Genomic DNA, 23,075 nt, shown 5'->3' with positions numbered 1-23,075 from the left:
ATGGCTACAACTACCGTTTTCAATAAAACCGAATGGGATACACTTCATAAAAATGGACCCTTCCCATTAAAGAAACTCTATATAACTAGGCTTGAAGGGAAGGCGAACATGCCGTCCACAATAGATCGTTACAACGATGTTGCCCTTGAAATACAAAGGCTTCTGAAAGATAGCAGCGATAACAACGAAGGGTTTAGAGCCTACGGATCGCGCTGGTCTATGTCTAGCATTGCACATCAAAAAGACCGTGTGCACCAAAACAATTTAATGAATTTAGACATTAATATTTTCCCTACAGACTTGCATCCTCAATCTCCTTTTGATGCGGAAAATCTATATTTCTTTGAATGCGGAAATACAATTAAAGAAATTTCCCAAAAGCTGGAAGAACACGGTAAATCGCTAAAAACTACTGGCGCCAGTAATGGGCAGACAATTGTTGGCTGTATATCAACAGGGGTTCACGGTTCAGCTTTAGATGTTGGGTCTGTACAAGATTACGTGGTTGGGCTCAATTTAATAATCGGACCAAAGCCAGAAGACAATATTTATTTGGAACGGCACACCAAGCCAGGTCTTAACAATGCTTTTGCGCAAAAATTAAACTCAAAAGTAATTCGCAATGATGATTTATTTAACGCAGCCTTGGTGGGATTGGGCTCCTTCGGCTTTATACACGGCGTGCTGCTTGAAGCCGAAAATATTTTTCTATTAAAAAGATATGTGCGTAAAATAGATAAAAATGTAGCCTTGGAGCTGGCGAGAACAATGGATTTTAAAAATTCTACTTTTAAAATTAATGGCGAAGTTGATGCAGCCGGAAAGCCTTTGCGCCCTTATCATTACAAGGTTTTTATGAATCCATACACCGATGAAAGTAAATATGTGGTGGAAGTAATGTATAAAAAACCTTATAAATTACCCTATCCCGATCCGTTTACAAAAATACAGCAATCTATCTATCGAGATTTGATTTATCTATTGATAAAAATAAGTGAAAGCTTTCCCGCAAGTATTCCGTGGTTTATAAAAAGACTGGAGAAAACAATTCTTCCAGCAGTCGACGAAGAAACCATTGGAACTTTATACGAAACTTTTTGGGATGCTGCCTATCAAGGCCCCGCCTTCGCGTGTTCCGTAGGCGTAGATATTAAAGATAGTGCGAAAGCGTTGGAGGTTGTTAGCGCGATGACTAAAAAAGAGGGGCCAATACCCGGAATTTTTGCGATGCGTTTTGTGAAAAAATCTGATGCCACGTTGGCCTTTTCTAGATTTCCTATTACGTGTATGCTAGAAATAGACGGCGTGCTTTGGACCGAATCTGGCAATCTTATGAGTCTCGAAAATTATGGAAAACGAATTATCGAAACTCTTCAAAAAAACAATATCCCTTTCACTTTACATTGGGGGAAAAATGCAAATTGGGCATTTCCCGGACTGGCAACGAAAATGTACGGTACTAATGTAAAAGTTTGGAAAGAGCATCGAAGCAGTTTTTTATCCAAAGAAATGGCGAAAGTTTTTACAAATGATTTTCTGAATACTTTGGGTTTAGCAGATTTTGAGGAAAACGCCGACCAAGATTTAATTGCTTCAAGGCTGTAGTAAGTTAACAAAGCTATAAAAGATGGCTTTTTAAGGGTTAAAGAATGTGAAATATTATAACTACGCGTTAATCTAGCTATATATTGTAGCTATGGAAAAAATATTAGTAGCAGGTGCCAACGGTACCACGGGGAAAAAGATAATTTCAATTTTAAAGAATTCTGATAAATATGAACCTGTTGCAATGGTTCGAAATGAAGAACAAGTTTCGCATTTCAAAAATGAAGGTGTAAAAACTATTCTTGCAGATCTTGAAAAAGATGTAAGCCAAACAACAAAAGGCATAGATCGCGTAATCTTTGCAGCTGGCTCAGGCGGAAACAAAGTTAAAGAAGTAGATCAGGACGGTGCAAAAAAGCTAATGGATGCATCTAAAAAATACGGAGTAAAGAAATTTGTAATGCTAAGCTCTATGGGAGCTGATAATCCCGAAGAAGCTTCAGATTTAAAAGATTATTTAAAGGCCAAACACAACGCAGACGAACATCTGAAACAATTAGGTATGGAATACACGATTGTACGTCCCGGTGCTCTGACAAATGACGATGGAAACGGAAAAATTGAAATAGCCGATAAACTCAATAAAAGCGGTGAAATTTCCCGTCGCGATGTAGCTGAAACATTAGTGGGCTCGCTGGAAGATTCAGTTGCAAAAAATAAAACCTTCGAAATTTTGAAAGGTGACACTTTTATTAAAGCAGCACTCGAAAAAATTTAAAAAGTAAGATTACATAAATACCAAAAAAGCACGTGAGTTTTATCACGTGCTTTTTTTATGAAAAATGTGGAATAATGATCATTTCGAAGTCCAAAGTAATTTCTGCGCCGTACCGTGATCGCCTAATTGGTATACGCTCATAGAAGCTGCTTTAAATTGTATCGCTTTGAAAACATTTTGTGCTAAGCTGTCTAAAAGTATTGTTTGCGCCACCCCAAGACTTATGTGTGGGTCAAAATTTTCATAACTGTATTTCTCCACAAAATTTGGAACATATTCTACGGTAGATTCACTTATCGAACTGCCATCAGGGTTTTGTACAAACGATTTTTCGGTGCCGTTACTTACATTAAAAGGTTTTAAAAGTTCGATTGTTTTTTTGTGAATTTCCATCAATGGCGCTGAATTTTCAACGCGAATCATCGAAAAACTTTCTGCTTTGTCTTCGTAATAAAAAAGACTTTCTGCCTTTAAACTGTCATCTTTAATATTTTCAAACAAACCTTCCAAAGCTGTATTCACTTTCGACAAATCGCTTTCATTTATAAAACACTGCAATAATGTAATATGCGGCACATGCTTTTCGTCCAGCCTAATTGTTTCAGGATTGTTGTTTTTAATAAGTGAATTAAGCTGAAGCGCCTGCACATTCATTTCTTCCGAAGGGATTAATAACACATCAATCGCAATAACATTCTGTTTTTTTGGAGCACACGATAGAAGCCCGAAACCAATAGCCGCGGCTAAAAAATATTTCTTCATAAATTAAAACTGATTACTCAACGATCATTTTTATGGTTTGCACAAAAGTACCTTCTTCCAGTTTCAACAAATAAATTCCTTGAGATAGATTATGATTCCAAGTTATTTTTCCGCTTGCGTTCGCCCAAGTATTTTGCATAAGTTTTTGCCCAGTAATACTGAAAACCGTGGTTGTTAGATTTTTTGCTGAAGTGTTATTCGGAATTACAATATTGATAGTTTTTTCAACAGGGTTTTGCGCAAGAATAAATTGATTGATAAATTGATTTTCGCCAACCGATAATACACCATTTCGTATTTCGTCTAAAGCAAATTGGGCACTTGCCGCAGTTACGGTTACGTGGTCTTCATTTTCGGTGGGAATGTAAAAATTCACAAAAGGTGAATCGCTTAAATTTGGAATTGCAAACCAATCTGGATTATCAATCGCCAAAGAACTCATTGTAGGTATAAAAGAATATAAATCTTGTTGCAGTGCGTCAATAAAATCTATCAGCACTGGGTTGCCGCCACCATCGCCAAGGGCATCGCTGATGCTACCCGTCCCACCTGGTGCGCTGTCCACACCATCTGTATTAGTTGGTGCCCGCGACGTTGTTTGGTAAGTGTCAACTGGAGCGCCAAAAAAGTTTACAGTAACATCGGTAACCGTGTTGGTCTGATTTGCCAATGGCGTAAATTTAAGCGCAACATCTACATCTGTAAAAGCATCTATTTCGAGGTTGGTATCAACAATCGTGATACCGGGGCTAGCAGTAGTAGTACCATTTCCGCTGCCGTTAATCATTGTTACATTTCTTACGGAACTGGGGAAACCAAGTGCATCGAGTTCAGCCTGAAATTCATTTCTAAAACCGGGAGCTCCCAAGGGCAATACTTTTGTTGGGTCCTGCTCATAAGTGGATCCCGCCAAAAGATGGCCAAGCAAATGATCTGTAAGCATTTCTTTAGCAGCTGGCGAATTTAATAATTGGTCAACAACCTGTTGTGCGGTGGGATCACCCACTTGTTCTGCAAAATAGTTTATCAAATACTGAACACTTATCGGAATATTTGCGCCGCGATGTGGCGAATCAAACGAAATATAAAGTCTTGTTTCAGGGTCGAGGCTATTGCTTTCCATATACGAAAGCGCATAGCGCGCAATCAGCCCACCCATACTTGGGCCAAGTACTACGAGTTCGTTATCGCCAACTTTGTCTGCATTTAATTGCTCAATCATAGCAACTAGAACCATGGCGTTACGCAGAATATAATCACCGCCGCCGTCAATGGTTTTACCATCAGTGGTATAAACCGGAGCGTTTAGAATTACAATATCATAACCCTCATTTCGTAAAATGTCTGCCATGTTTTGTCCACCAAAACTTAAGCTCGCATAAAGGCCAGGAATATCTCGACCGTCACCCGGATCGAAGCCATCCAATACAATAATGGGATTATCTAAAATGCCATCAACATTATCTAAATAGATTTCATATTCACCTTGGCCAAAATAAGCTTGGGTTTCTTCATAACCTTGATAGGCTATGTTTGCAGTAATTGTTTCAACTGCTAAACTCTCGGGATATACTGCGTTTTCAGGGATATTTTGAAAACGTATTTGAGCGAAAGCGAATTGTGTGCTGAGGATTAATAGAAATATGTAAAACTTTTTCATTGGTAGTGGGTTTGTGATTCTGCTCGGTAAGTTAGTGAAATTTAAAAAGATAGCTTTTGCTTAAAAAATGAATTTCACATTTAAAACTTCAAAAACCAGCGCATCAACTTCAATCTAAAAGGGGTATGCGGAGAATAACGAATGGATGGATCAAGCCAAGTTGGTTTATCCATCACGCTTTTGTAATGTGTAAAAGTTTTGAAACCTGCCTCGCCGTGGTAGTTGCCAATACCACTATTTCCTACCCCACCAAAAGGTAAGTTGGAGTTAGTAATATGCATCACAGTTTCGTTAATGGCGCCACCACCAAAAGAGATTTCTTTTAAAATTTTCTTTTTTATAGAACTGCTTTTAGTGAAAAGATAGCACGATAAAGGTTTGGGAAGGCTGTTTACAATGGCGATAGCATCTTCAATAGTTTCATAAGTGAGAATCGGAAGGATTGGGCCGAAGATTTCTTCCTGCATAACCGCATCGTCCATCCTTACATTTTGCATTATTGTAGGCTGAATGTAACGAGATTGCGCATTTGTTTCGCCGCCGAAATAAATTTTTTCCGGCTGAAGCATTTTGGTGAGCCGCTCAAAATTAGCGTCGTTTATAATTTGAAGATAATTATCATTTTCAAATGCAAAATGCTGACTTTTAATTTCTTGCTTCGTTTGTTCAAGAAATTCCTTCTCAATACTTTTATGAACCAAAACATAATCTGGTGCAATACATGTTTGCCCTGCATTTAGAAATTTTCCCCAAACAATTCGTTTTACTGAAACTTTTAAATTGCAGCTTTCCGTTACTATTGCTGGGCTTTTTCCGCCGAGTTCTAAAGTTACGGGAGTTAAGTTTTCGGCGGCAGCTTTGTAGACTATCTTGCCTACTTTAGTGCTTCCCGTGAAAAATATCTTGTCGAATTTTTGCTTTAATAGTTCTTGGGTTTCTGCTACGCCACCTTCAACCACAGTGAAAAAAGCTGGGTCGAAATTTTCCTTTACAATTTTAGCCATTGCAGCTGCAGTGTGCGTTGGTAGTTCACTAGGTTTTAAAACTACTGTATTTCCAGCAGCTATTGCCGCAATTACTGGGGCGAAAGAAAGTTGGTACGGATAATTCCACGCGCCTATAACTAAGCAAACGCCCAATGGTTCTGGAATAATATAGCTGGAAGCAGGAAAATTTAGAATTCCTGTAGGAACCTTTTTCTTAGCTGCCCATTTAAAAATATTGCTTCTGGCTTCTTTAATGTCTTTATAAAGAAGCGAAATTTCTGTGGAATAATTATCGAATACTGACTTTTTGAAGTCTTTGTAAATGGCTTCGTGCAGCAAATCTTCATTTTGCTCCAAAGCCTGTTGAAGGGTTTTGAGTTGCGCTCTTCTAAAGTGTAGATTTTTAGTTTTGTGCGTGTTGAAGAAATTGCGCTGGATAGTAATAATTTCTTTCATGGAATCAATTTTCATTAAAAATACTTTTAATGAAATTGAATCTTGTTAAAGAAAGTAGAAAGTTACTATTTATCCCTATTCAAAATCTTGTATTCTTCATAACAACCACTAATTGCATCGAGAATTTGAAGATCGTTTGCCGTGCGAATAAAGTCTTTAGAATAGCTGCATTTGTTCAGTATTTCATCAATGTCTGCACGTTCTAGTTGCAATACGGCCATTAATGTTTCACGATCGAACTTGCTTTGAAGAAGGTTTCTAATTTCGTCGTCTTCCTTCATTTGGCGGAGTTTTTTCATCTGTCGCGGTCGTTTTCCGAAGACATTATAAAGAAAATCTGCAGGATTGAAAATGGAACTTAAAACTTTGCTAACTGCGCCAGGTTGGTTACTTCCGCCTTCGTAGCCGGTACTAAGCCCAGAAATTCGGTAACGGTAATTGTCGTAAATAGGTATTAATTTTGCGTCAATTTCTACATAACCCGTAAGTTGTACAGGTCTAATCACGACTTCTTCCAACGCAATACCAAGCTCAGTCATCTTCACTTTAATGTCGCCAAATTTTAACCAGTCATTTGTTACGCGAACGCGAAGTGATTTAAAACCAAGGTACGAGAAAAACAGGGTGTCGTTTACTGCCGCCATAATTTCGAATTCTCCTTTTTCGTTGGTCGTGGTTCCTTTTACCTGATTCAGATTTACGATGTTCACGTTTTCCATAAGCTTGTCGTCCGCATCGTTCATTACGGTTCCTTTAATAAGATTATTATCTTGCGCAAAGGAATTTACGGCAATTGCAAGTAGGGCAATAAAGAGAATATACTTTTTCATAAAATGTTTAATATACAGAAAAATTTATTGGAACGATATGTTTGATTCTTTTTCAATTTTAGCCTTCAAGGTTTCTTTTACCCCGCCGAACCATTCGTTTTTTAAAATACTTAATACAATACTGTCTCTTCTGCCATTGGGAGCGGTACAATTGCTGCGCAAAATTCCTTCTACGGTGCAACCTATACTTTTTATTGCGGCTATACTGCGTTCGTTGTTAGCATCTGCACGAAATTCTACACGATCTAGTTCAAGATTTTCAAAAGCAAAATCCAGCATTAGCATTTTGCACTGTTTGTTTAGCCCGGTGCCTTGAAAAGCATTGCCGTACCAAGTGTAGCCAAGTTGAATTGTGTTGTTGTTTTTCTGAAAATCGTAGAAACGCGTACTTCCTGCAATTTGTTGGGTGCGTTTGTCGAAAACTAGAAAAGGATATGTTACTTCCTCTTTTCTTCCGCGCAATGCCAAATCTATGTAGATTTTTAAATTTTCCAAACCATTTGCTGGTTGCAGCGAATACTTCCAAATTTCTGGCTCATTCTCTGAGAAATGCAGAATTTTATCCATATCGTGATAGTGTAGCGGAATTAGCCGCACACGCTCGTTTTCCAATATGTATTCCTGCAGAAAATTGAAGGTTGCCATAAGTTTTAACAAAAAACGGGCCTCGTTATAAAAGGCCCGTAAATATACTTATATAGACTCAAAAGATGAACGAAAGTTTAATCTTTTGAGATTGAATGCGAATGCGTAGAGTAATAACGAATAGTATATTTAAAACTAAACTTAAAAACTCATAAGCTTCTTACTCTTTTCTTCTGCGTCTGCCGCCAGTTCCTTTGCTATCTGGACGGTCGCTACTTCTGCGACTTTTACCTTTAAAAGCTGGTTTGTCTCCACCACTAGCACCACTGCTACGTTTTTTGAAGCCACCTTTTCTGTCTCCTCTGTCTCCGCGATCACCACGGTCTCCACTTCTATCGCCTCGGTCGCTTCTTTCGCCTCTTCTTTTGCTACGGTCTCTTCCGCCGCCGCCACCGCCGCTGCTTCTGCCGCCACGACCGGTATCTTTAGAAATTTCAATGTTGATTTGTCTTCCTTCGAGTTTAAAGTCTTTAAAAATACCCATCACCACTTCTTGGTGTGTTGTATCAGTATTAAAGAATGAGAAACTGTCTTTTACATCAACTTTATAAACATCATCTTTTCCTAGTTGAAGTAAATCGCGAAGGAAATCCTTCAAACTCATCCAATCAAAATCGTCTTTGCTACCGATGTTTAAGAAATAACGCGTACTATCTTTTGAACCTTCATCTGAGAAGTTGCGTTCGCCAGAAATATTTAAATCTTTACTATTCTTGTAGTAATTCAAGAAACGTGTAAATTCTACTGAAAACACTTTTTTAATAAGTTCCTCTTTAGAAAAATCTTCCAATACTTCGTTTATATTTGGAAGGTATGGGTTTATCTCAGGATTTATTGCAGTGTCTTTAATGTTGTTTGCTAAATGAAACATCTGTACTTCACAGATTTCCATTCCTGAAGGAATTTCCTTAGAAACGAATTTCTTTTGGATCATCTTTTCGATAGTGTGTATTTTACGCACTTCACTTTTCGAAACGATTACCATAGAAACTCCAGTCTTTCCTGCACGTCCTGTACGACCACTACGGTGCGTATAGATTTCAGTTTCGTCTGGCAATTGGTAGTTTATTACGTGTGTAATATCGTCTACATCAATTCCACGTGCGGCAACATCTGTTGCAACAAGCATCTGTATTTGGCGTGAACGGAAAGATTTCATTACCATATCGCGCTGACCTTGGCTTAAATCGCCGTGTAGTGCAGCTGCGTTGTAGCCATCTTCAATAAGTAGTTCAGCAACTTTTTGAGTATCGCGTTTTGTTCTACAGAAAATTACTGAGAATATATTTGGGTTCGCATCTGCTAAACGCTTTAAAGCGCTATAACGGTCGCGAGCATTCACTAAATAATACTCGTGTGAAACTTGATCAGAACCTACGTTTTTGGTTCCAACCGTGATTTCAACGGGCGTATTCATAAATTTTTTCGCAATTGAAGAAACTTCTTTCGGCATCGTTGCGCTAAAAAGCCAGGTGCTTTTATCTTTTGGCGAATGTGAAAGAATTTCAGTGATGTCTTCATAAAAGCCCATGTTGAGCATTTCATCGGCCTCATCAAGCACGCAGTATTCAATTTTTGAAATATCAACCAAACCACGGCCAATCATATCTTTCATACGACCAGGAGTGGCAACAATTATTTGCGAGCCTCTTTTAATTTGACGCGCTTGGTCTGTTATACTCGCACCACCATAAACAGCGGTAACGTTAAGGCCTGGCATATATTTACCATAAGCAATCATTTCATTTGTAATCTGAAGACAAAGTTCGCGTGTTGGCGAAAGGATAAGACCTTGAGTTGTACGACTGTTTACATCAATTTTTTGCAACATTGGGAAACCAAATGCTGCAGTTTTACCTGTTCCTGTTTGCGCTAGTGAAACCATATCGGTTTCGCGATCTAAAAGAATTGGAATTGCTTTTGCCTGTACTTCTGATGGGGTTTCAAAACCCAAGTCGGCGATGGCTTTTAGAAGATTCTCTTCTAAGCCGAGTGCTTTAAATGCTGTCATTTTTTATAATATTATTTTTTATATGTGTGCTAACGGGAAGCGACTGGACATATAAAAAATCGGACAGCTTCACTATAACACTCCTCACCCTGAGGACTTTCTTTGAAATCTAATGTCGTTCGACCTAAGATTTTTCAAGGGCGCAAAAGTAACGTAAAGTTTTCATTCAACAGTTATAGTTGGCAATTTATTTTGAAACTGAAAAAATCTTGTATCAAATCGGCAATTTAAATGACAATATTCAGTCATTAAAAAAATATCTAAATAATACCTTTAGTATTTCTATTTTTGAACAAAAACCGATTCATTTAAATTGTAATTATGATAAAGCGTATAATAATGCTAGGGATTGTTTTAAATTCTCTTTTGGCCATTTCCCAAACTTTTGAAATTGGACCTTTGGTGCAGTATCACCGTACAGCCTTTACTTTTGAGGACAGAAGCAAAATTGTTGTGGGTGACAATAATACAGATTATGGAACAACAACCACCGAAAGCAACAGCCATATTGCCTTTGGGGGTTATGCGGCTTATTATACCGAGAATACATTTTCCTATGCCGCAGATCTTTTTTATGTGGCTACCTCCTCTCCAAATTATGGCGATAATACTTTTCAAAGCATTAATTTAATCCCAACTGTTGGGGTAGAAATAGGTAATTCAAACTTGCATTTTAATTTGGGAATCGGCGTTGGTTTTATTTTGAACAAACCGTCTTTTGAAGGTGTAAATGATGTGGAACCAATAAACTATAAGGCAATAGATGGTCTAGTAAAACTTGCAATACAATACAGAATTAGAGAAATATTGAGTATTGACGGCGGCGTTCTTTACGGTGCAAATAACATAGTAGACGAACAACGTCGATTTCATTTTTATTTAGGAACCCGAGTGCCTTTAAATTTGTTTTTGGATTAACGTATTAGAAAATTTTGGGGTTTCTAACTTTGTACTGCAACTGCCACTTATTTTGAGAGGTAATCAATCAACTGTCGCATGGCCTTGCCACGGTGACCTATTTCGCTTTTTTGCTGCAACGTCATTTCTGCGAAAGTTGTTTCAAAACCTTTAGGTTGGAAGATTGGGTCGTAGCCGAATCCAGATTCTCCGCGAAGATCTTTGGTGATTTCACCTTCACAAATTCCTAAAAACATAATTTCTGAATGGTTCATAGAAAGCGCGATGGCTGTTTTAAAACGTGCGCTTCTGTCCTCTTTCCCTTGTAGATTTTTCAGTAACTTTTTAATATTTTCTTCAGAATTGTTTGATGCACCCGCGTAACGCGCGCTGTAAACTCCGGGTTCATTATTGAGCGAATTTACTTCCAATCCAGTATCATCTGCAAAGCAATCTAGTTTATAATTATCGCGCACATAGTTTGCTTTCAGAATGGCGTTCCCCTCGATAGTGTCTGCAGTTTCTTCAATGTCTTCATTGCAGCCAATATCGTCCAGACTTAGTAATTCTAAGTGGTGCGGAAGCATGGCTTTTACTTCTATAAATTTGTTTTTGTTATGGGTGGCGAAGACGAGTTTCATTTATTTAGATATTAGATTTTAGATGTGTGACGTGAGATTTGAGATTTGAGATAATAATTTTTAAATTTTGAACATTGAATTTTTCATTTGGATTTTTCAAGATTATACCTCTCAATAATCTCATCAGAAGCCTTAATAGTTTTCTTCATCCACTCCATTTCAATTTCAAATACTTCTTCTTCAGAAAGTTGCCAGTTTACATCACTCTGTTTCATTTTTGAAACCACGCTTTGCAAAATAATTGCTGCGGAAACCGAAATATTCAAACTCTCAGTGAAACCATACATTGGAATTTTCAAAAAACCGTCTGCTGCATTCATCAGTGTATCGCTCAAACCATCGCTCTCTTTTCCGAAGAAAAAGGCACTCTTTTTTGAAACATCAAACTCGTGGAGCATTGTAGAGTTTTCGTGTGGCGTTGTTGCGATAATTTGGTAACCGGAACTTTTCAAGGTTTTTATGCAATCATTTATTGAATGGTATCTTTTAAAATCGACCCATTTTTGTGCCCCCATCGCAATTTCTTTATCGATGCGCTTACTCACTTTTTCTTCCACCACATGCAGATCCTGAATACCAAAAACATCGCAGGTACGCATAACGGCGCTGGTATTGTGAAGTTGGTAAACATCTTCGGTAACTACTGTAAAATGACGCGTCCGCTCCGAAAGTACCTTTTGAAAACGAGTATTGCGGTTTTCGGTAAGGTAGGTTTTAAGATGTTCTAAAAGTTTTAAATCCAAGTTGAGTAAGTTATTGAGTTATTCGAAAAAATCGATTTCCTTTTCGATTTCGATTTCACTCGGCTAAGATAAAAGTTATTAGTTTAATGGTTTGTTTCTGAAATGAGCAATTTTGAATAACTTAGTCACTAAATATTTTGAAAATGAAAATTGCAGTATTAACAGGCGCTGGCGTAAGCGCCGAAAGCGGAATTAAAACTTTTAGAGATAGCGATGGTTTGTGGGAAGGCCACGATGTTATGGAGGTTGCTTCGCCCGAAGGTTTTGCGCGCAATCCCGCTGCAGTGCTCGATTTTTACAATCAGAGGCGACGACAACTATTAACCGTGCAACCAAACGCCGCACATATTGCTTTGGCAGAGCTTGAGAAAACCCACGATCTAACTATTATTACTCAAAATGTAGACGATCTGCACGAAAGGGCGGGCAGCACAAATGTTATTCATCTTCACGGTGAGCTATTAAAAGTAAGAAGCACATTTGATGAAGATTTGGTTTTTGATTGGAAAAAAGATTTGAATCTCGGCGATTTTTGCGAACACCACCATCAATTGAGACCGCATATAGTCTGGTTTGGCGAAATGGTGCCAATGATTGAAGTTGCAGCCGAAGTGGTAGAAAAAGCAGACGCAATTATTATTGTAGGAACTTCGATGCAAGTTTATCCAGCTGCAGGCTTGGTACAATATGCAAAACAGGATGCGAAAATATATTTTGTTGATCCAAAACCTACAATTTCAGAAAATAAAAGAATCATCGTTTTTGCTGAAAAAGCTTCCACCGGTGTTCCAAAGGTTGTTGAACTTTTAAAATAAAGATTATGCTACCCGAAGATTTAAAAGAAAAATTGATGGAGGTTGATAGTCGCAGCAAAAAGCGATTGGAAATTGCTTTTTGGATAACCAAAAAACCACACTACGTTCGTGAAACCTTGCAATGGTGTTTTAATGAGGAAAGCGAACTTTTAGTTCAGTCTGCCTATGTTATAGAAATTATCTGCCAGTATAAACCTAAATATTTTTTTAAGTACAAAAGGCTGTTTTTTGAACAACTTCCCAATATTAAAAACCACTCGGCACTACGGTCTTCTGCAAAAATTTGCGAAATGCTTTGCCATTATCATTTTATGAAAACCTTCGGCATTGTATCAAATATTTTAATCGAAGAACAACTGAAAATAATTACCGAGTGCAGTTTTGATTGGCTAATCACCGAACAAAAAGTTGCCTGCCAAGTTCCCGCTATGCAGTGTCTTTATTATTTGGGAAAGGATAATGACAAAAAATGGATTTACCCAGAATTAAAAAATATTTTAGTGCAAAGCGCACCTAACAAAAGTGCTGGTTATCAAGCCAGAGCTCGTAAAATCTTAAAGCGAATTTGATAAAAATTTCCTGAAATAGTTAAAATTAAGTTTATCATTTTAAATAAAACCTGATATTTTTTAGCTTTACATAAATTTAAAAACTACCAAAATGAACTACAGATTATTACTCGTACCAATTTTCTCTCTAATTATTGCAACTTCCTGTAAAGAACCAAATAATAAAACTGCCGAACCCATCGTCCCTGCTGATACTCGAGCAACAATGGAGTACAACGAAAATCAATTAGATACCGCCGCCAAACAAACTAAAGATGAAAAATCTTTTACCTTTAGTGGCGGAGGAATTGATCCATTTTGGAGCGTAGATTTTGTCAACGGACAAATTCACTTTAAAGCCCCTAGTGCAAAGCTCAGATCTTATGTTGCTCCAATCCCAGAACCAGAAGTTTCAGGAAATTCTACAAAGTATATTGCAAAATCGCACCGAGTTATTATGGAGGTTTTAATTACAAAAGAAGAATGTGTAAATGCCTCTAGCAGTAAAAAGAATTCGCATAAAGTGAAAGTTTCAATTAAGCCAGTTTCTGAAGAAAATTATAATGTTTATGAGGGCTGCGGCTCTTAGAAGGGAATTTAAAAGTGAAACAATTTAAAGCACTACTATGAAAAATCGACTATTAATTATCACCTTTTTAAGTGCGATAGCATTTACATCCTGCAAAAATGAAACTAAAAAAGCTGCGACTGAAGACACTAATTTAGAAGAAACAGATATTCTTGAAAATGAAATAGATTCACCTGAAAATGTGTGTTATAGTTTTATTTCTGAAAAAGATTCTGTTCTCCTAAAAATGAATAAAATAAATGATAACGTTGCCGGAACCTTGAGCTATAATTATTTTGAAAAGGATAAAAATGAAGGCACTTTTGAAGGCACAATGGTTGGCGACACCCTTCGCGCAGATTACACTTTTAATTCTGAAGGAACCAAATCTGTGCGTGAAATTTTATTTGTTCAAAAAGGAAACAATTTAATTGAGGGTTTTGGCGATGTTGAAGAAGTGAAAGGTAAAATGAAATTTAAAAAAGACGCTAAATTTTCACTAAACAAAAATATGCCGCTAAAGCAAGTTGATTGCGGAAAAAATTAATTAAAATTGAATAATTTCAAGTATTCTCGGAAACATAATAAACTATAAAATGCCAACTTTTATAGTTTGGTTGAAACGATAAATCACGAAACATTCAACTGCTAATCAAAACTTTCAAATAGAATTAACAGCTAACGTTGTACATCTTCTAGCAGAAAATCTTCTACCTTAACATTTTCATCTTTGCTGTGTAGCACCGCAATATCGCCTGTAGATTCAAAAATTACAGCTCGCACTTGCGATAGTTCCAAAACGTTTGCCTCCCGAAGTTTAGACCTAAGATCTGCCTCAGTAACCCTGGCTTTTACCAAATTATCCTGTAGAATCTTTTCGCCATCCATTAATAGCAACGGCTGATTGTCTATTAGTTTTTGCACAAATTTATAACGCCGAATCATTGCCACTGAAATTTGAAGTATATAAACTGCCGCCAATCCAACAACTCCCTGCAACAAACTCACCGATTTCGATAAAACTGTAGTGGCAATAATAGAACCAATGGCAACTGTCATCGCAAAGTCGAAACTGCTCATTTTTGAAAAACTCCTTTTTCCTGCCAGTCGGGTAAATATGATTGTCGCAACATAAATTCCTGCCGCTGTTAATACTATGGCGATTATTGAGGTTGTGGATGCTTCAAACCATTTAATCATAACTTCTGTTTTTAATTAATACTAAATTTCTATCTATTGAATTTATAATATTCTAAATGTGGATGAGGTGTCTTGTTGATGGAATGTACAATAGCTTCCATTCCCATTACGCTAAAGGTGATACCGTTTCCGCCAAATCCTAAAATATAATGCTCGTTCTTTTTAGGGTCTGGTTTGCCGAAATAAGGCAATCCATCTTTTGTTTCACCAAAAGTTCCCGCCCACGAATAATCTAACACAAAAGGAATATCTGGAAAACACTTTGAAAAACTTTTAGTCAGTTGTTTTTCCTTTTTAGGAAGCAAAGCATCGCGACGAATAGCATTTTTGAAATCGCTATCGCCACCGCCCATAACTATACGTCCGTCATCGGTACTTCTGAAATATAGATATGGCGAGTCAGTATTCCAATAAATATGTTTTTTGAATGCGTGCGGTATTTTTTCGAATGCTTCGGATGCCAGCGCGAATGTGCTTTTCAAATCTACGATGTTTTCTTTTATTGTCTCAGTACTCTCGTAACCTGTACAACGCACAACATCTTCCACTTCAATAGTAAGTCCGTTTTTTGTTTTGGCTATAAGCTTTTCATTGTTAGATTTTATTTCATCAATATCTGTTCGATCATAAATTTGTAAGCCACGATCTGAGCAGTATTTTAAAAGATCGTTCGCCAATTTATAAACATCCATCACCGCGCCCGACTTCGATTCGATGGCGGCATGAGCTTTAAGTCCGAGTTTTTCTAATTCTGTTTTTGAAAGCCACTTCACCTTAAAACCATGTTGTTTGCGGGCATCAAATTCATCTTTCAAAAAAGCTTCATCTTTTTTAGAAGAAGCAAAATAGACACTATATTTCTGTTGAAAACCACAATCGCTTTTCACTTCAGCTATAATTTTCTTTAAATCAGTAATCGATTTTTCACAATTCTGGTAACTGGAAACTGCGCAGGTCAACCCTACTTGCTCGATTAACTTATGCAGCGGCACGTCTATTTCATATTGCAGCATTGAGGTGCTAGCGGCAGTGCTCCCGTTGCAAATGTCGCGACGATCCACCATTACTACTTTTTTTCCTTCCTCTAAAAGTTTGTAGGCAATGAGTGCTCCGGTAATGCCAGCACCTATAATTAATACTTCAGAAGAATTTTTTTGTTGAAGTGAAGGATAGCTTTGTGCTAGCGAATTTTTGATGAGCCAAAAAGGCTCATTAGAGCGAACATCCATAGTTGAAATTTTTCTTAAAGTTAAAAAATCGCTTGCCTTAAGTAATACCCTTTAATATTTATTTAATGTTTTCAATATTGAAATTTTAAAACCCATTAACACTTTTCGTTAAACAGTTCTCAATTGTGAAATTGCTAAGAAAGTATTTGGCTTTATAAATTTAATTTTATTGAAAATTGTAAAACAAAAACTATGAAAACTACAAACGAAAAAGCCAAAGAACACAACCACGATAAACTTGTAAGCAACTTACAAGAGCTGTTGGAAAAAAATTATGACGCCCAAAAGGGTTTTACAAAGGCGATGGAAGATGCTAAAAACACTAGTTTAAAAAGTTTTTTACAGCATCAAGCCGCACAACGTAACCGATTTGCTACGGAGCTCGATCTTGAAATTCGTAATTTAAATGAAAAACCAAAAGAAAGCGGAAGCTTTACGGGCGATTTACATAGAACTTGGATAGATATTAAAAGTGCTGTTGCTGGAAATACAGACGAAGCGGTTTTGGAAGAATGTATTAGAGGCGAAAAAGCTAGTTGGAATGAATATGAAGAAAAGTTGAAAGAAGAAAACTTCCCTCCAAATATTTCAAGTGTGCTTCAAAAACAAGCTACTGAAATTCACCAAACACTTAATCGTGTTAAAACATTAGAAGACCTTGCCGATGTTGAATAAATCAGCACTATGAAGAAGAAAAAGGCAGGAAATAAGCCCTGAAACTTAATTGTTTCGGGGCTTTCCGATTTAATATATTCGTCAAAGTTTAAGACTCCACTGGAATACCTGCATTTTTAATAGCCGCAAATCCGCCAGCTACATCTACCACATTATGAATTCCTCTACTTTTCAATATTGAAGCCGCAATTACGGAACGATACCCGCCCGCGCAATGCACGTAGAATTTTTCATTTGCTGGAAAATCGTTTAAATAGTCATTCAAAAAACCAAGCGGTGCAAGCTTTGCATTTTGAAGGTGTGCGACAGTATATTCACCATCATTGCGGACATCAAAAACTGGAATGTCGCTTTGCAATTTCTTCTTAAAAGTTTCGGCATCTACAGACTCCAAAGTATCAATTTCTTTTCCAGCTTCTTTCCAAGCTTCAATACTACCATTTAAATAACCCAAAGTTCTATCAAAACCAACACGAGATAATCTCGTTATTGCTTCTTCTTCCCTTCCTGGGGAAACAACCAATAATATTTTTTGCGAAACATCTGCCAATAGAGCGCCTACCCACGGAGCGAAACCACCGTCTAAGCCAATAAATATTGAACGTGGTATATGTGCTTCAATAAACTCTTTTTGATTTCGAACATCTAACACAATTGCACCAGTTTCATTCGCCATCTGCTCAAACGCTTCAGGATTTAAAGGTGTTGAACCTTGGGCAACAACTTCATCAAAAGCTGTGTAACCTTCTCTGTTCATTTTAACATTCATGGGGAAGTACAGGGGTGGTGGCGTTAAACCATCGGTTACTTCATTTATAAATTCATTGCGGGTCATATCTGCGCGAAGCGCGTAATTCATTTTCTTTTGGTTACCCAAAGTGTCTACCGTTTCCTTCATCATATTTTTTCCGCAAGCGGAACCGGCGCCATGAGCAGGATATACAATAACAGCGTCGGCAAGTGGCATAATTTTATTCCGAAGACTGTCAAATAAAATTCCAGCGAGATCTTCTTGTGTAATTTCATTCGATTTTTGCGCAAGGTCCGGACGGCCCACATCGCCTAAAAACAGTGTGTCGCCACTGAAAATTGCATAATCTTTTCCCTTTTCATCTTTTAGCAAATAGGTAGTACTTTCCATAGTATGTCCAGGCGTGTGTAATGCAGTAATAGTAACTTCGCCCACTTTAAATACCTCTCCATCTTTTGCTATAATAGTTTCAAAAGAAGGATTTGCATTTGGCCCAAAAACTATAGCAGCATCGGTTTTTTGTGCGAGTGTTACGTGACCGCTAACAAAATCTGCGTGAAAGTGCGTTTCAAAAATATATTTAATTTTTGCGTTGTCGTTTTTAGCACGTTCCAAATATGGTTTTGTTTCGCGCAATGGGTCAATGATTGCGGCCTCGCCGTTGCTTTCTATATAATAAGCACCTTGCGAAAGGCAACCTGTATAAATCTGTTCAACCTTCATCTTTTCCTGTTTTCGGCAAATATAAGGATAGTATTTACTTTAATAAAAAACGAATAATTTAAAGTTTTCATTTTCACATATTATTTGCATTTAGACTTCTAACTTATTTTATCTTTACCAGTTAACTTAATAAACCAGTTATGAAAAAACTTATCTTTATTCTATTGTCAGTTTTTATTGTCTCTTGTGCTACAGAGAATAATCAAGAAGTAGTAATTCGTGAATTAGCTAAAAAAGATGCCATTGAAAAGTTACAACTTCCCGAAGGCACAATGTTTAATGACGACAATGTAGAAGTAACCGAAACGGAAACAGGCGAAGCCAACCTTGGCGTTACTTATTTGGTTAAAGTTACTATTAAGTCGCAAGACCGCGATGGCAAAGAAATCGTTAAAACTCATACTTTTAATTATAAAAAAGTAGGCGAAGGCGGCTTGTCACCACAGGATTACGAACTCACTTCTTTTGAATAACCCAGCTAAACTATCTATGAAAATATTATTTATTGCAGCTATTTCGTCGTTTATATTTTCGTGTAATTCTACACAGAATACAACCGATTCGAAAATACAAAGCGTTGAATACGCAAATACAATAACCGCAGCGGAATTAAAAACCCTTTTATACGTTTATGCAGGCGACGAAATGGAGGGCAGAATGACTGGCTCCAAAGGTCAAAGAAAGGCTGCTGAATTTATCCGCGATTTTTACAAAAAAGAAGGAATTGCTGCCGCTCCAGGAACTGTTGATTATTACCAAGATGTGCCATCAATTTTTTTCGAGGGCCGAAGAGATCCACTGGCTTCTGAAAATGTGGTCGCCTATATTAAAGGTTCTGAAAAACCGGATGAGATTATTGTAATTTCTGCCCATTTAGACCATGTAGGTACAGATAATAGCGGTAATGTTTTTAACGGCGCAGATGACGACGGCAGTGGTACGGTTTCAATTTTAGAAATAGCCCAAGCCTTTAAACAGGCTGTTAAAGATGGTCATCCTCCAAAAAGATCGATTCTTTTTCTGCACGTAACTGGTGAAGAAATTGGGCTTTACGGTTCGCGTTATTATACCGAAAACCCGTTATTTCCATTAGCAAATACGGTATGTAATCTAAACATAGATATGATTGGAAGAATTGATCCCGATAAAAAGGACAATCCAAATTATATTTATTTAATAGGAAGCAATAAATTGAGCCAAGAATTGCAAGATGTATCTTCCGCAATGAACGATAAATACACACAATTAGAGTTGGATTATAAATATGACGATCCAAACGATCCGAACCGTTTTTATTACCGAAGCGACCATTATAACTTCGCGAAAAACGATGTTCCAATTATTTTCTATTTCAACGGTGTACACGAAGATTATCACAAAATGACTGATACGCCAGATAAAATTGAATACGATTTAATGGCTAAACGCGCTCAATTAATATTCTATACAGCTTGGGAAATTGCCAATCGTGAAAATAGAATTGTTATAGATAAGAAATAAGGGAAACTGGATGGTTTGAAACAGTATTAAAAAGAAACATAGAAACCAAAAACTTGATTTGAAAAAATCCTCCTCAAAAAGGGAGGCTTTTTTTTTGAGTGTAAATCAATTAGCTCAGAATAAGTCCACAAAAAAAGCCTCTCTAATAAAAGAGAGGCTTTGTTTTTGGGTGGAAGACCGGGTTCGAACCGGCGACCCTCGGTACCACAAACCGATGCTCTAACCAGCTGAGCTACAACCACCATTTATTGTGTTATAAAAAACACAACTTCGCTAAGCGGATGCAAATATAAATCAAATCTTACGGTTCCGCAATACTCTTTCAAAGAATATTAAATTAAATCGAAAATAGAATCTACTGCGGGGTATCGCTCGGTAGTAAAACCTTCGCCATATTCAGTACCAATAAGCCTTCCCAAGTCTTGAGCTCGGTAAGTTATGCTATCCCTGAAATTTGTAGAAGTAATTGGAGTCTCCGGCTCATTGGCTTCTTTTTGATGAAATTGGCTTTTGTACTCAAAAACAGATTCCAACTTTTTCTCCATAAATCCTGTAACATCAACGACAAAATCGGGTTCAATATTTTTCCATTGAATATAATGGTAAACGTGTTTTGGCCGCCAAGCTTTTTGATGATTACCTTCGTAGATACTTTCAATTTTCTGTAATCCACTTAAAAAACAAGCATCGCTAGCCAGTTTACTAGCTTTTCCGTGATCAATATGTCTATCGTCAATAGCATTGCAAAGCACAACATCGGGCTGATATTTTCTAATAATCTTTATTATTTCTAATTGAGCCGCCGCATTATTCACTAGAAATCCATCAGAAAACTCAAGGTTGTGGCGAAATTTTACGCCCAACACTTTAGCCGCAGCTTCAGCTTCTTGATCGCGAATTTCCGCAGTACCACGCGTTCCGAGTTCACCACGGGTTAGGTCTAAAATACCTACTTTTTTACCGTTATTTATTTCTTTAGCCAAGGTTGCCGAACAGCCCAATTCTACATCGTCGGGGTGTGCGCCTATGGCAAGTATATCAATCTTCATAACATATGCCCTCGCCGCGGCAAGGGTATCTTTTAATTAAACTAAATTTTTATTTGAAACTGCTTCAAAAGCACCTTCTAAATCGGCAATTAAATCTTCTGTTTCTTCTATTCCAACAGAAAAACGTAAAAGTCTGTCACTTATTCCCTGCTCTTTTCTTGCCTCTGGAGTTAATAATCCGTGAGACGTTTTTGCGGGTGAAAGAATAGTAGATTCTACTCCCGCTAGGCTCAATGACGGTTTTATCATTCTTAATGCTTTTAGAAATTCACCTACATTTAAAGATTCATTAATTTCAAAAGAAAGCATTCCTGTGTAGCCCCGCATCTGCTTTTTTGCAAGTTGGTGTTCTGGATGCGATTTTAATCCAGGGTAATAAACCATTTCAACCATGGCGTGGTTTTCCAACCATTTTGCCATTTTCTTGGCATTTTTATTTTGAGCTTTTACACGAAGCACCATCGTTTTCATACTGCGTTCCAAAAGCCAAACGGTATAATCGCTTAAACTTCCTCCTAAATTTTTAGCAAGATTCCAGATTTTTTTAATGTGTTCTTCGCTTGCTGCAACAGCACCCGCACAAATATCGCTATGACCACCCATATATTTTGTGGCGCTATGTATCATAATATCAATTCCAAAATCTGCCGGAGTTTGATTTACGGGAGATGCAAAGGTATTGTCTATCATCGTAACAATTCCGTGTTGCTTTGCCAAATTAGAAATCATTTCTAAATCTGTAATTCGCATCAATGGATTTGAAGGAGTTTCAACAAAAATAACCGTTGTGTTTTTCTGAATTTTTTCCGAAAAATCCTTTTCCGAAAATCCTTCGGCAAAAGAATATTCTATTCCAAATTTATGAAACTCTTCAACCACAAAATTATACGTGCCACCGTATAAAGTTTGCGGAAGCACGACGTGGTCTCCTTTATGTAAAAACGCCAACATAGTGGTACTAACTGCAGCCATCCCACTTCCGAAGATAAGTGCAGCTTCACTCTTTTCGAGCATTGCAATTTTTTTACACAGCGCTTCTTGGTTTGGAGTGTTGAAATAGCGTGGATAGCGCTTCACATCCACATCTTCATACGCATAGCTGCTCGACATAAATAAAGGTGAAATGGCTCCTTTAAACTGTTTGTCTTCTACTTCGCCAACGTGTGTGCAGATAGTGTTGATTCCTATGTTTTTTGATTTCATTATGTATAAATTTTCGATGTGCTTAAAGGTATAAATTAGTTTAAAATTAAAGCGTCAATAATTTTCTTAAAGGATTTATTTATTTTAGTGTTATAAAAACTCCATAAATGACATCTATTTGGTCTGATACAGCAACGAAAAATTACAAACAAAATCTTCGTTATTTGTTAGAAGAATGGGGTTATAGCGTAATGAAAGACTTTATAAATAAAGTGGAAAAAACTGTGGAAAATCTAAAAAATTATCCAGAACTAGGCGCATTTGATGAAAGTATCGGATGTCAAAAAATATTGATTGTAAAACAAATTTATCTTTTTTATGAAGTGCATAATGGAGATTTGCACGTCTTAGACATGTGGAATAATTATAAAAAACCATTTTGGAATTAAAGAAATTCCTTTCTTATTTCTTCCATCAATTTATCATGTTCTGTTGATTTTCCGTTTTGGATTTCCTCACGTGAACGAGTGATGTTTTTTTTAATTTCTTTCAAATAAGCTTCTCTCGAAAATAAAATTTCTGTGAGTTTCTTTACTTCTTCCACAGTAAAACTGTTATCCTTCAATTTGCGATAATAAGTAGGCTTCGGAATTTGAAGTTTTTCAATAATATAAGCCGCTTTATAAGGCGAATTTTTTATAAGCTCGGGAAGCTCATTTATATAATTGGAATATTCTGAAACTAAATGTATCATTTTTTGAGACTTTTAGTTTCAAATATAGTGATATTTTCAACAAAACACAAAGCAATTATGTTTTAATAATGTGCCGTTTTAAGAATTTAATACTTTCCCAAATCACTGCAAACCGCCAACGGCTACTGTAAACTTTTAATTATCTTTATAAAAAATTTGCTATAAA

The 23,075-nt window shown here is 37.0% G+C and carries 25 protein-coding genes and 1 tRNA gene; 11 read left to right on the top strand and 15 right to left on the bottom strand.

What is annotated here, in order from left to right; all coding sequences use genetic code 11:
• Together AC3RVG_RS07495 and AC3RVG_RS07490 are read left to right on the top strand one after the other, a co-directional pair.
• Complete coding sequence (locus tag AC3RVG_RS07495) at nt 1–1,605, top strand: FAD-linked oxidase (protein ID WP_489690831.1); 1,605 nt, start codon at nt 1–3, stop codon at nt 1,603–1,605.
• A gap of 91 nt (nt 1,606–1,696) precedes the next feature.
• Nucleotides 1,697–2,323, top strand: a complete 627-nt coding sequence (locus AC3RVG_RS07490) for an SDR family oxidoreductase (protein ID WP_489690830.1) — start codon at nt 1,697–1,699, stop codon at nt 2,321–2,323.
• A 78-nt stretch (nt 2,324–2,401) separates the two neighbouring features.
• Here AC3RVG_RS07490 and AC3RVG_RS07485 read toward each other — a convergent pair whose 3' ends face one another.
• The 6 genes from AC3RVG_RS07485 to AC3RVG_RS07460 all read right to left on the bottom strand — a co-directional run bounded on the left by AC3RVG_RS07485 (nt 2,402) and on the right by AC3RVG_RS07460 (nt 9,673).
• Nucleotides 2,402–3,085, bottom strand: coding sequence for a 2'-5' RNA ligase family protein (locus AC3RVG_RS07485; protein WP_489690829.1), 684 nt, complete (start codon nt 3,083–3,085; stop codon nt 2,402–2,404).
• Between the two features lie 13 nt (nt 3,086–3,098).
• Nucleotides 3,099–4,745, bottom strand: coding sequence for a T9SS type A sorting domain-containing protein (locus AC3RVG_RS07480; RefSeq protein ID WP_489690828.1), 1,647 nt, complete (start codon nt 4,743–4,745; stop codon nt 3,099–3,101).
• A gap of 80 nt (nt 4,746–4,825) precedes the next feature.
• Nucleotides 4,826–6,202, bottom strand: coding sequence for an aldehyde dehydrogenase (locus AC3RVG_RS07475; RefSeq protein ID WP_489690827.1), 1,377 nt, complete (start codon nt 6,200–6,202; stop codon nt 4,826–4,828).
• A 50-nt stretch (nt 6,203–6,252) separates the two neighbouring features.
• On the bottom strand, nt 6,253–7,017 hold the full coding sequence (locus AC3RVG_RS07470; protein ID WP_489690826.1) for a carboxypeptidase-like regulatory domain-containing protein: 765 nt from the start codon (nt 7,015–7,017) through the stop codon (nt 6,253–6,255).
• Between the two features lie 24 nt (nt 7,018–7,041).
• Nucleotides 7,042–7,662 (bottom strand): GNAT family N-acetyltransferase, encoded by a 621-nt coding sequence (locus tag AC3RVG_RS07465; RefSeq protein WP_489690825.1) that lies wholly within the window; start codon nt 7,660–7,662, stop codon nt 7,042–7,044.
• Between the two features lie 160 nt (nt 7,663–7,822).
• Nucleotides 7,823–9,673, bottom strand: a complete 1,851-nt coding sequence (locus AC3RVG_RS07460; RefSeq protein WP_489690824.1) for a DEAD/DEAH box helicase — start codon at nt 9,671–9,673, stop codon at nt 7,823–7,825.
• A 321-nt stretch (nt 9,674–9,994) separates the two neighbouring features.
• Here AC3RVG_RS07460 and AC3RVG_RS07455 point away from each other — a divergent pair, with 321 nt between their 5' ends.
• On the top strand, nt 9,995–10,591 hold the full coding sequence (locus tag AC3RVG_RS07455) for a hypothetical protein (RefSeq protein WP_489690823.1): 597 nt from the start codon (nt 9,995–9,997) through the stop codon (nt 10,589–10,591).
• A gap of 47 nt (nt 10,592–10,638) precedes the next feature.
• Here the strand turns inward: AC3RVG_RS07455 and AC3RVG_RS07450 are convergent, their stop codons facing one another.
• Both AC3RVG_RS07450 and AC3RVG_RS07445 read right to left on the bottom strand, forming a co-directional pair.
• Complete coding sequence (locus AC3RVG_RS07450) at nt 10,639–11,211, bottom strand: non-canonical purine NTP diphosphatase (protein WP_489690822.1); 573 nt, start codon at nt 11,209–11,211, stop codon at nt 10,639–10,641.
• Between the two features lie 83 nt (nt 11,212–11,294).
• Nucleotides 11,295–11,954 carry a TrmH family RNA methyltransferase gene (locus AC3RVG_RS07445; RefSeq protein ID WP_489690821.1) on the bottom strand — a complete coding sequence of 220 codons (660 nt, stop codon included), beginning with the start codon at nt 11,952–11,954 and terminating at the stop codon, nt 11,295–11,297.
• Nucleotides 11,955–12,097: 143 nt separating this feature from the next.
• Here AC3RVG_RS07445 and AC3RVG_RS07440 point away from each other — a divergent pair, with 143 nt between their 5' ends.
• From AC3RVG_RS07440 to AC3RVG_RS07425, 4 genes are all read left to right on the top strand, one after another.
• Complete coding sequence (locus AC3RVG_RS07440) at nt 12,098–12,769, top strand: SIR2 family NAD-dependent protein deacylase (RefSeq protein ID WP_489690820.1); 672 nt, start codon at nt 12,098–12,100, stop codon at nt 12,767–12,769.
• A gap of 5 nt (nt 12,770–12,774) precedes the next feature.
• Nucleotides 12,775–13,338, top strand: coding sequence for a hypothetical protein (locus tag AC3RVG_RS07435; protein WP_489690819.1), 564 nt, complete (start codon nt 12,775–12,777; stop codon nt 13,336–13,338).
• Between the two features lie 91 nt (nt 13,339–13,429).
• The gene (locus AC3RVG_RS07430) at nt 13,430–13,906 is read left to right on the top strand and encodes a hypothetical protein (RefSeq protein ID WP_489690818.1); all 477 of its coding nucleotides are present in this window, start codon (nt 13,430–13,432) and stop codon (nt 13,904–13,906) included.
• Nucleotides 13,907–13,943: 37 nt separating this feature from the next.
• Nucleotides 13,944–14,432: a hypothetical protein gene (locus AC3RVG_RS07425; protein WP_489690817.1), complete on the top strand. Its 489-nt coding sequence runs from the start codon at nt 13,944–13,946 to the stop codon at nt 14,430–14,432.
• 131 nt (nt 14,433–14,563) lie between these two features.
• On the opposite strand, the gene AC3RVG_RS07420 is transcribed toward AC3RVG_RS07425, so the two are convergent.
• Entirely contained in the window at nt 14,564–15,085 is a 522-nt protein-coding gene (locus AC3RVG_RS07420; RefSeq protein WP_489690816.1) for a DUF421 domain-containing protein, read from the bottom strand.
• A 29-nt stretch (nt 15,086–15,114) separates the two neighbouring features.
• A complete protein-coding gene (locus AC3RVG_RS07415; RefSeq protein ID WP_489690815.1) occupies nt 15,115–16,314 on the bottom strand; it encodes an NAD(P)/FAD-dependent oxidoreductase in 1,200 nt (399 codons plus the stop codon).
• A gap of 192 nt (nt 16,315–16,506) precedes the next feature.
• On the opposite strand from AC3RVG_RS07415, the gene AC3RVG_RS07410 reads away from it, so the two are divergent.
• Nucleotides 16,507–16,989, top strand: a complete 483-nt coding sequence (locus AC3RVG_RS07410; protein WP_489690814.1) for a ferritin-like domain-containing protein — start codon at nt 16,507–16,509, stop codon at nt 16,987–16,989.
• Nucleotides 16,990–17,077: 88 nt separating this feature from the next.
• Here AC3RVG_RS07410 and AC3RVG_RS07405 read toward each other — a convergent pair whose 3' ends face one another.
• Nucleotides 17,078–18,463: an MBL fold metallo-hydrolase gene (locus AC3RVG_RS07405; protein ID WP_489690813.1), complete on the bottom strand. Its 1,386-nt coding sequence runs from the start codon at nt 18,461–18,463 to the stop codon at nt 17,078–17,080.
• A gap of 140 nt (nt 18,464–18,603) precedes the next feature.
• Between AC3RVG_RS07405 and AC3RVG_RS07400 the strand changes: the two genes are divergently transcribed.
• Entirely contained in the window at nt 18,604–18,936 is a 333-nt protein-coding gene (locus AC3RVG_RS07400) for a hypothetical protein (protein ID WP_489690812.1), read from the top strand.
• Nucleotides 18,937–18,952: 16 nt separating this feature from the next.
• The gene (locus tag AC3RVG_RS07395; RefSeq protein ID WP_489690811.1) at nt 18,953–19,963 is read left to right on the top strand and encodes a M28 family metallopeptidase; all 1,011 of its coding nucleotides are present in this window, start codon (nt 18,953–18,955) and stop codon (nt 19,961–19,963) included.
• A 167-nt stretch (nt 19,964–20,130) separates the two neighbouring features.
• Here the strand turns inward: AC3RVG_RS07395 and AC3RVG_RS07390 are convergent.
• The 3 genes from AC3RVG_RS07390 to AC3RVG_RS07380 form a co-directional block, all read right to left on the bottom strand.
• Nucleotides 20,131–20,206, bottom strand: a tRNA-His gene (locus tag AC3RVG_RS07390).
• An 89-nt stretch (nt 20,207–20,295) separates the two neighbouring features.
• Nucleotides 20,296–21,012, bottom strand: coding sequence for a bacillithiol biosynthesis deacetylase BshB1 (bshB1, locus tag AC3RVG_RS07385; RefSeq protein ID WP_489690810.1), 717 nt, complete (start codon nt 21,010–21,012; stop codon nt 20,296–20,298).
• Nucleotides 21,013–21,048: 36 nt separating this feature from the next.
• The gene (locus AC3RVG_RS07380; RefSeq protein ID WP_489690809.1) at nt 21,049–22,215 is read right to left on the bottom strand and encodes a trans-sulfuration enzyme family protein; all 1,167 of its coding nucleotides are present in this window, start codon (nt 22,213–22,215) and stop codon (nt 21,049–21,051) included.
• A 107-nt stretch (nt 22,216–22,322) separates the two neighbouring features.
• Here AC3RVG_RS07380 and AC3RVG_RS07375 point away from each other — a divergent pair, with 107 nt between their 5' ends.
• A complete protein-coding gene (locus AC3RVG_RS07375) occupies nt 22,323–22,604 on the top strand; it encodes a type II toxin-antitoxin system RelE/ParE family toxin (protein WP_489690808.1) in 282 nt (93 codons plus the stop codon).
• Here the strand turns inward: AC3RVG_RS07375 and AC3RVG_RS07370 are convergent.
• A complete protein-coding gene (locus AC3RVG_RS07370) occupies nt 22,601–22,909 on the bottom strand; it encodes a hypothetical protein (protein ID WP_489690807.1) in 309 nt (102 codons plus the stop codon). The genes AC3RVG_RS07375 and AC3RVG_RS07370 overlap by 4 nt on opposite strands.
• Between the last annotated feature and the right edge of the window lie 166 nt (nt 22,910–23,075).

It is taken from the genome of Aequorivita sp. IT1282 (assembly GCF_058068205.1).
This window is presented reverse-complemented; position numbering and strand designations above follow the sequence as displayed.